Below are 7,309 nucleotides of genomic sequence, written 5' to 3'. Positions count from 1 at the left end.
CCGCCGCGCTGCGTGTGGCCTGCGCGGCGTCGCGCCGCAAAGCTGCTGACTGCGCTTCGGGCTCGCGCTGCCAGGCCTGCTCGAACAGGGCCTGGAGTGTGAGCGGCGCCGTGCCGGGGTGGGCTGTCAGGGTCTGGGCCTGCGTGGCACTGCCCAGCAGTGCCACGCCCAGCGCCATAGCCGCTACGGCGGCGGCGGGCGCATGGTGTCGTCGTTTCGTTGATTGCATCCGATTCCTCTGCAGTGGCCAGGGGCCACAGGTTGAAATCGGCGAGGCGCGATGGGAGGAAGAGCCGATCAGCAGCACACGCAGGCGTCAGCGCGCGCGTCGCGACTGCCTCAAAAGGCAGCTCTTCAACACCATCAACAAAATAGAAACGTGACAGCCCAGAGCCCCCGCCTCGCCGCTCAGGCGAGGAAGGGCCAATTGGGGCGTTCGGGGCGTGAAAGCGGCGCTGGCGGCCAGGTTGATGCAGCCTGGCCCGGCGGGCGTGCTGCAGTCACCACAATGGCGTGGTCACCGGGACTGCGCGCGAGACCACTGCCCGCGCCATGGCAGGCGTGACAGTCCATGTCCACCGGGGTGGCATTGGATGTCTTGGCTGGATGGACAGGAGACTCATCGGCCACATGATCGTGCGCATGGTGGCCAAAGTGCGAGGCTTGCGGCGCCGTTTCATGCCCGCAATAGGGCGAAGCAGCCGTCCAGATGGACTGGAGCGGCATGAACACCAACAGGAAGATCAACAGCAAGCGGCGCATGGGCAGCCGGATTCTAGGGAGGTTTGTAGAACCCCTAAAAAAACAGCGGATCGCCCAGACCGGGTTGAAGGACTTTGCGTGGTTGAGTGGCAAAACGCCCAGGCCTGAATCCGCAGCTGGATTCACGCTCCGGGCCGCCCTGCCTGCAGGGACGAGGGCAGCATCCGCCCCCATCCCCTGCACGACATCAAGCAGCAACGGCCTCGGGCTGCGCTGCCTGCGCCTTGGCCCCTTCGGCCACCACGGGCATGCGGATCAGGTGGTCAAAGGCGCTCAGCGCTGCCTTGGAGCCATCGCCCGCTGCAATCACGATCTGCTTGAAAGGCACGGTGGTGCAATCGCCCGCCGCAAACACGCCGGGGATGTTGGTGCGGCCGTGCGAGTCGACGATGATTTCGCCGAAGCGCGACAGCTCCACCGTACCTTTGAGCCATTCGGTATTGGGCACCAGGCCGATCTGCACGAACACGCCCTCCAGCGCTACTGTGTGCTCCACGTTGGTTGCGCGGTCCTTGTACTTGAGGCCATTGACCTTGCCATCGGCACCGGTGATTTCGGTGGTCTGCGCGTTGGTGTGAATGGTCACGTTGGGCAGGCTCTTGAGCTTGTTGACCAGCACGGCGTCGGCCTTGAGCTGGTCGGCAAATTCGATGAGCGTGACGTGGGCCACCACGCCAGCGAGGTCGATAGCCGCTTCCACACCGCTGTTACCGCCGCCGATCACCGACACGCGCTTGCCCTTGAACAGCGGGCCATCGCAGTGCGGGCAGTAGGCCACTCCCTTGTTCTTGTACTCGGCTTCGCCGGGCACATTCACGTTGCGCCAGCGGGCGCCAGTGGACAGGATCACCGTCTTGGCCTTGAGCGAGCCGCCGTTGGCCAGCTGCACTTCGATCAAACCACCGGGCTGCGCGGCGGGGATGAGCTTGTCGGCGCGCTGCAGGTTCATGATGTCCACGCCATAGGCGCGGGTGTGGGCTTCGAGCGCGGCGGCGAACTTGGGGCCATCGGTTTCGAGTACCGAGATGTAGTTCTCGATGGCCAGCGTGTCATTCACCTGGCCGCCAAAACGCTCGGCCGCCACGCCGGTGCGGATGCCCTTGCGGGCGGCATACACGGCGGCAGCCGCGCCAGCGGGGCCACCGCCGACGATGAGCACGTCGTACGGATCCTTGGCGCTGAGCTTGGCGGCTTCGCGGGCGGCAGAGCCGGTGTCGAGCTTGGCGACGATCTCTTCGATGGTCATCCGGCCCGAGCCGAACACCTGGCCGTTCAGGAACACCATGGGCACGGCCATGATTTCGCGGTCGTTCACTTCCTGCTGGAAGGCGCCGCCTTCGATCACGGTCGTCTTGATCTTCGGGTTGACGATGGCCATCAGCGACAGCGCCTGCACCACGTCCGGGCAGTTGTGGCAGGTCAGGCTCATGTAGACCTCGAAGTTGAAGTCTCCATCCAGCGCCTTGATGGAGTCGATCACATCCTGCTCGACCTTGGGTGGGTGGCCGCCCGTCCACAACAGGGCCAGCACCAGCGAGGTGAATTCATGGCCCAAGGGCAGGCCGGCAAAGCGCAGGCTGTTGGCGGCGCCCAGGCGCTGCAGGCTGAAAGATGGCTTGCGTGCATCGTTGCCGTCGGTGCGCAGGGTGATCTTGTCGCTGCGCAGGGATTGGATGGTCGTCAGCAGCTCGCGCATGTCGCGCGCCGTCTCGCTGTCGTCCAGGGAAGCCACCAGCTCAAACGGCTGCTGCACGCGCTCCAGGTAGGCGGCGAGTTGGGTCTTGAGTTGTTCGTCGAGCATGGTGGTGTCCTTTGAAATTCGAGTTGTGGTGTCTGGGAGGGTGACGCCAAAAAGGCTGCAGTTCAAGCCTGCTTGTCAACGTCCGGGCGTAAAAAAGCCGGACGGCATGGCGCGATGGCGCCATGACGCTGTCCGGCTTTGGAGGAGCCGTGGATTAAATCTTGCCAACCAGGTCCAGCGAAGGCGTCAGCGTCTTGGCGCCTTCCTTCCACTTGGCGGGGCAGACTTGGCCAGGGTTGGCGGCGGTGAACTGGGCAGCCTTGAGCTTGCGCAGGGTTTCCGACACGTCACGGGCGATTTCGTTGGAGTGAATTTCCATGGTCTTGATCAGGCCATCGGGGTTGATCACGAACGTGCCACGCAGTGCCAGACCTTCTTCAGGAATGTGCACGCCGAAAGCGTTGGTCAGCTGGTGCGTTGGGTCGCCGACCAGCGGGAACTTGGCCTTGCCCACGGCGTCGGAGGTTTCGTGCCACACCTTGTGCGAGAAGTGGGTGTCGGTGGTCACGATGTAAACCTCGGCACCGGCCTTTTGGAATTCAGCGTAGTTGTCGGCAGCGTCTTCGATTTCGGTGGGGCAGTTGAAGGTGAAGGCTGCAGGCATGAAGATCAGCACGGACCACTTGCCCTTGAGGGACTGCTCGGTCACTTCGATGAATTCACCCTTGCCGGCACGGTTGACAAAAGCGGTGGTCTTGAAGGGCTGAACTTGCGTATTGATCAGGGACATTGCTGTTTCCTTTGTGGTTGGTTGACTGAACAGGACTGAAGTTTAGGCATTTCCAAGCCATCAATCCAATTAATTGATTACATCGAATCAATTGCCAATTACTATACAACGCACCGTACGACCTCCCGGTGACATCCCTGGCGAGCCGCAGGGCACACAGGATGTGAACGCGAACGCCTCTCAGCATCACACGCAGCCCGCGCGCCACAGCAGGGGCTTGCCTTGCGCTCCAAGATATTGGTCAAAGACGGCTATCGCGCTTTAACGAATAGCGCCTAAAGCTCACTAATTCATAGCAAAGGCCTGATTCACAAGCTCCAAACACTGCTGATTTGTTCCGTGAAGAGCTCTAAACCCCGCCAGTGGTGACGCTTGCCACGCTTTGCCTGCGCAACACCGTGCGCCAGCACCTGCTGATGCCGCTGGATGCGGGTGTGGGCCGCCCTGCTATAGCTTTCGCTCGTACGGGAGCGGCGCGGTAGTGCGGGTGACGAACGCGTAGAGCCACAGGATTCAGCGCTGCGCGAACGCCGCGCGTTGGGACCGGACCCACCGGTTAGTTGTTACTGGCAAGCCCACCAATCGCCTTGTTCACATCCACGCTCAGGATGCGCGGGTCCCGTTGAGCAAACAGCTTTTCAAGCTGTGGCCTGGTGATAAAAAGGTACACCAGCCCCATGTGCGCATCGACCTCTGAAAGCACGGGCAACGCCTCCACACCGGCAGCTTTGAGAATCTCGTCCAACGCGCGGGTGTTGGCATCCATCTGGTAGCGGCGCGCCTTGGGGCTTTGGTGAGGCAAGTGTGTGTAAGTCACGCCACCTCGCAGAAGGATATGGATTTCCGCACGGCCTTCACGCGCCGCAACGCGCAGCGCGTCCTCATGCCAGATGGCCGACGGCTGGCGCACAAAACCACGCGGCCGCACCGCCCGCACATGCACGCTTTCCACCAATCCAAAAAACGCCACCCGATCAATTTTGGCCGGCACCACAGGCGCGAGCTGGGGGTTCTGCCTGCGGTCGATACCCTTGATGTGCTGCGCAAACGGCTCGGTAAGCAGGCGGTCCAGCACTTCGTTCACTTCCGAGGGGCCGTCAAAGCGGGTGCTGCCGTCGGGTAGCAGGGTATATGGCGGCTCTTCGGTAGCCAGTACCAAGTCCACCTCTACGGTGGGTGAGGCGACGAGCGCATCGTCGATCGCTTCGAAGCTGCCATCACCGGCACGTTCACGCCCCCAGCTCCGGCCCGTTGGATCAATGGAAAACTTTTCGGCCAATGCGGTGCGTGAAAGCAGGGCGATGCCCGCCGAGTCGGTATAAAACCCAATCCACCCCAATCCGTTGTTCCTGCGGCCAGTGGGAAAAGCGGAATCGCCCAATTCCGCATACAGCCGATCGGCCAAGGCCTGCAGCCGCAATGTCTGTTCTTCTGACCGCGTGCGCCAGGCGCTGCGATCGAGGGTCACCATGACCCGCACCCAGCCGGTACGCTGAACTTGCTGCTGAAGCATTGCAAGTTCATAGGGATGAATCTCCGCCGCAGTGGCTTGGAATGCCACTGCGGCCAGGGCCGCCAACAGGCTTGCGGCGCGCGCCCGGATGCGTGCCATGCCACCCGAAGGGAAATAGGGGAAATGGATTGGTGGTGCCATGTTGTGCTCCCGAATTGCGCCGCTTGCTCAGTGCCACATATGTCGAACGGTGTGGCGTCTTGCAAATGAGCCACGTTTGCCCTGGCGCAACAACCATTTTTTGACCATTGAGTGCGCATACACAGGCGGCACCATGCTTCTTCCTGAACGCGAACACCTCTCAACATCAAACGCAGCCATTGCGTAACCGCAGGGGCTTACCTTGCGTGGGTTGATGCAGGTCACGACAATGTGTGTCGCATCAATTCACAAACCAGAACAAGGAGTCCCCATGAAAGGTGACGCACAGGTCATTGGCCATCTGCAGGCCCAGCTCAAGAACGAACTCACCGCCATCAACCAGTACTTCCTGCACTACCGCATGCTCAAGCACTGGGGCTTCGACAAGCTGGCGAAGAAGGAGTATTCGGAATCCATCGGCGAGATGAAGCATGCCGACTGGCTCATGGACCGCATCTTCACGCTGGACGGCCTGCCCAACCTGCAGGACCTGGCCAAGATTCAGGTCGGCGAAGACGTGCCAGAGATCCTGGCCTGCGACCTGCGCGCCGAACAAGGCGCCCAAGCCACCATCAAGGATGGGATCGCCCACTGCGAAAGCGTGCGCGACTATGTATCGCGCGACCTGCTGCAAAAGATCCTGGACGACACCGAGGAGCACATCGACTTCCTCGAAACCCAGATCGATCTGATCGGCAAGGTGGGCCTGCAGAACTACCTGCAGTCGCAGATGGGCGATGTGGAGTAAGGCCACGGATCGCCAGATCGGTCCACGAAAGCGGGCAGAAAAATCAAAACGGGCTTCGGCCCGTTTTTTTTGTGCCTGCGCGCTGCAACTTTGAGAATATTTCTCCGGGATAGCAATGCCCCCTGCGATCACGGGTTGTTGCAAGTGCACATCAACGGAAGAAAATTCCCGCAACACAAATGCGAATGCTTCTCAACAAAAGTAGAATATCAGCCTACCACCAGCGGCCGGGTTCAGTGACACCCTGATTCCCGAGCCCGCCAGCAAGCCAGTCAGCCCGGCTCCAGCCGCCCGTTGCAGCCAGCGTTTGTGCGTTTTGTACCCACACACCTGTCTGGAGCTCTTTGCTGATGCCGCACCGTACGACCCGCCCCTGCCTTGCGGGGCCCTTGCCCACATACACCCCCGGGTCTCCCCGGGCCCTGCCATGAAGGCCACCCTCGTCGATGGACGCTACCGACTGGCCATCACCTCCCGCGCCGTGGCGGCGATAGGGGGCGGCTACGCGCTGGCGGCAGGCTTCTCGGCGGCGCTGTCGCTCATGCTTGCGCAATGCATGCCCCGCGTGGAGGCTGTGCTCACGGCCACCATGCTCTCGTGGGTGGTGTATGCCGCCGCCGCTGGCTGGGCTTTTTACACACGCACCGCCTGGGGCGCCTGGGGTGGCACGCTGCTGCCTGCACTGGTGCTGGGCGCCTGCGCCACGGCACCGCATTGGATGAAGGCAGCGGCATGACCAGCAGCACACTCCCATCGCAAACCCCGGCCGAACGGGCCCCTGCAGCCACCGCGGCCAACACTGCGTCTGAAGCAGCACGCTCAGCCAAGAAGCCCAAGGCGCCCAACGACCGCGAAGGATTCCGCCAGGCCATGTCTTGGCTGCACACCTGGGCCGGATTGATCCTGGGCTGGCTGCTGTTTGCAATCTTCCTGACCGGCACGCTGTCGTTCTTCAAGAACGAGTTCAACCTGTGGATGCGCCCCGAGATGCATGGGCTGCAGCCGGTGGATGCCACCGATCCGCAGGTGGCGCAAAAAGCCCTGGACGCGCTGGTACGCCGGGTGCCCAACGTCACGCAGTGGATCATGCACCTGCCCGACGACCGCGACCCTGCGGTCAACATCCTGTGGCGCGACACGGGCAATGGCCGCTTCGAGACGCTGCGCATGAACCCGCAGACCGGCGAGGCCATCGACGCGCGCCAGACCATGGGCGGCGACTTCTTCTACCGCTTCCACTTCGAGCTGCGCACCGCGCAGAAGGGGCGCTGGACCCTCGAAGGCCGCTGGGTGGTGGGCGTGGCCACCATGCTGATGTTTGTGGCGCTGATCTCAGGGGTGATCACGCACCGCCGCATTTTCAAGGACTTCTTCACCTTCCGCCCCACCAAGGGCGGCCAGCGCGCCTGGCTGGACGCACACAACGTCAGCGGTGTACTGGTGCTGCCGTTCTACCTGATGATCACCTTCAGCGGACTGATGATCTTCCACACGCTCTACATGCCTGCAGGCATTGCCACCGCCTACAAGGGCGAGAACGGCGTGGACTCCAACACGTACTTTGCCGACCTGCAGGGCGAGAAAGCCGAAAGCCGCCCCCGGCGCAGACCGGGA

6 protein-coding genes and 2 pseudogenes are annotated in these 7,309 nt (G+C 62.2%); 3 read left to right on the top strand and 5 right to left on the bottom strand.

Translation table 11 applies throughout. The annotated features are described in order from the left end of the window. The 5 genes and pseudogenes from DBR23_RS20140 to DBR23_RS20120 all read right to left on the bottom strand — a co-directional run. Positions 1-229: pseudogene (locus DBR23_RS20140) on the bottom strand (transporter); the annotation flags it as partial. 179 nt (positions 230-408) lie between these two features. Further along, complete coding sequence (locus DBR23_RS20135) at positions 409-762, bottom strand: hypothetical protein (RefSeq protein WP_108499380.1); 354 nt, start codon at positions 760-762, stop codon at positions 409-411. Positions 763-949: 187 nt separating this feature from the next. Then, positions 950-2,563: an alkyl hydroperoxide reductase subunit F gene (ahpF, locus tag DBR23_RS20130; RefSeq protein ID WP_108499379.1), complete on the bottom strand. Its 1,614-nt coding sequence runs from the start codon at positions 2,561-2,563 to the stop codon at positions 950-952. Positions 2,564-2,717: 154 nt separating this feature from the next. Next, positions 2,718-3,293, bottom strand: a complete 576-nt coding sequence (ahpC, locus tag DBR23_RS20125) for an alkyl hydroperoxide reductase subunit C (RefSeq protein WP_108499378.1) — start codon at positions 3,291-3,293, stop codon at positions 2,718-2,720. 556 nt (positions 3,294-3,849) lie between these two features. Continuing rightward, positions 3,850-4,947 (bottom strand): hypothetical protein, encoded by a 1,098-nt coding sequence (locus tag DBR23_RS20120; RefSeq protein ID WP_146191383.1) that lies wholly within the window; start codon positions 4,945-4,947, stop codon positions 3,850-3,852. 271 nt (positions 4,948-5,218) lie between these two features. Here DBR23_RS20120 and bfr point away from each other — a divergent pair, with 271 nt between their 5' ends. The 3 genes and pseudogenes from bfr to DBR23_RS31280 all read left to right on the top strand — a co-directional run. Then, a complete protein-coding gene (gene bfr / locus DBR23_RS20115) occupies positions 5,219-5,695 on the top strand; it encodes a bacterioferritin (RefSeq protein ID WP_099729799.1) in 477 nt (158 codons plus the stop codon). Positions 5,696-6,122: 427 nt separating this feature from the next. Beyond that, positions 6,123-6,431 (top strand): DUF3649 domain-containing protein, encoded by a 309-nt coding sequence (locus DBR23_RS20110; protein WP_108499376.1) that lies wholly within the window; start codon positions 6,123-6,125, stop codon positions 6,429-6,431. Continuing rightward, positions 6,428-7,309 (top strand): annotated as a pseudogene (locus tag DBR23_RS31280) (PepSY-associated TM helix domain-containing protein); the annotation flags it as partial. The gene DBR23_RS20110 and the pseudogene DBR23_RS31280, both read left to right, overlap by 4 nt.

The sequence above is a fragment of the Acidovorax sp. HMWF018 genome (assembly GCF_003061035.1).
Classification (GTDB): Bacteria; Pseudomonadota; Gammaproteobacteria; order Burkholderiales; family Burkholderiaceae_C; genus Acidovorax; species Acidovorax delafieldii.
This window is presented reverse-complemented; position numbering and strand designations above follow the sequence as displayed.

What these genes read in the sequence shown, in the direction of transcription:
- DBR23_RS20135 (WP_108499380.1), bottom strand. Translation starts at nt 762, where the DNA reads ATGCGCCGCTTGCTGTTGATCTTCCTGTTGGTGTTCATGCCGCTCCAG.
- ahpF (WP_108499379.1), bottom strand. Translation starts at nt 2,563, where the DNA reads ATGCTCGACGAACAACTCAAGACCCAACTCGCCGCCTACCTGGAGCGC.
- ahpC (WP_108499378.1), bottom strand. Translation starts at nt 3,293, where the DNA reads ATGTCCCTGATCAATACGCAAGTTCAGCCCTTCAAGACCACCGCTTTT.
- DBR23_RS20120 (WP_146191383.1), bottom strand. Translation starts at nt 4,947, where the DNA reads ATGGCACCACCAATCCATTTCCCCTATTTCCCTTCGGGTGGCATGGCA.
- bfr (WP_099729799.1), top strand. Translation starts at nt 5,219, where the DNA reads ATGAAAGGTGACGCACAGGTCATTGGCCATCTGCAGGCCCAGCTCAAG.
- DBR23_RS20110 (WP_108499376.1), top strand. Translation starts at nt 6,123, where the DNA reads ATGAAGGCCACCCTCGTCGATGGACGCTACCGACTGGCCATCACCTCC.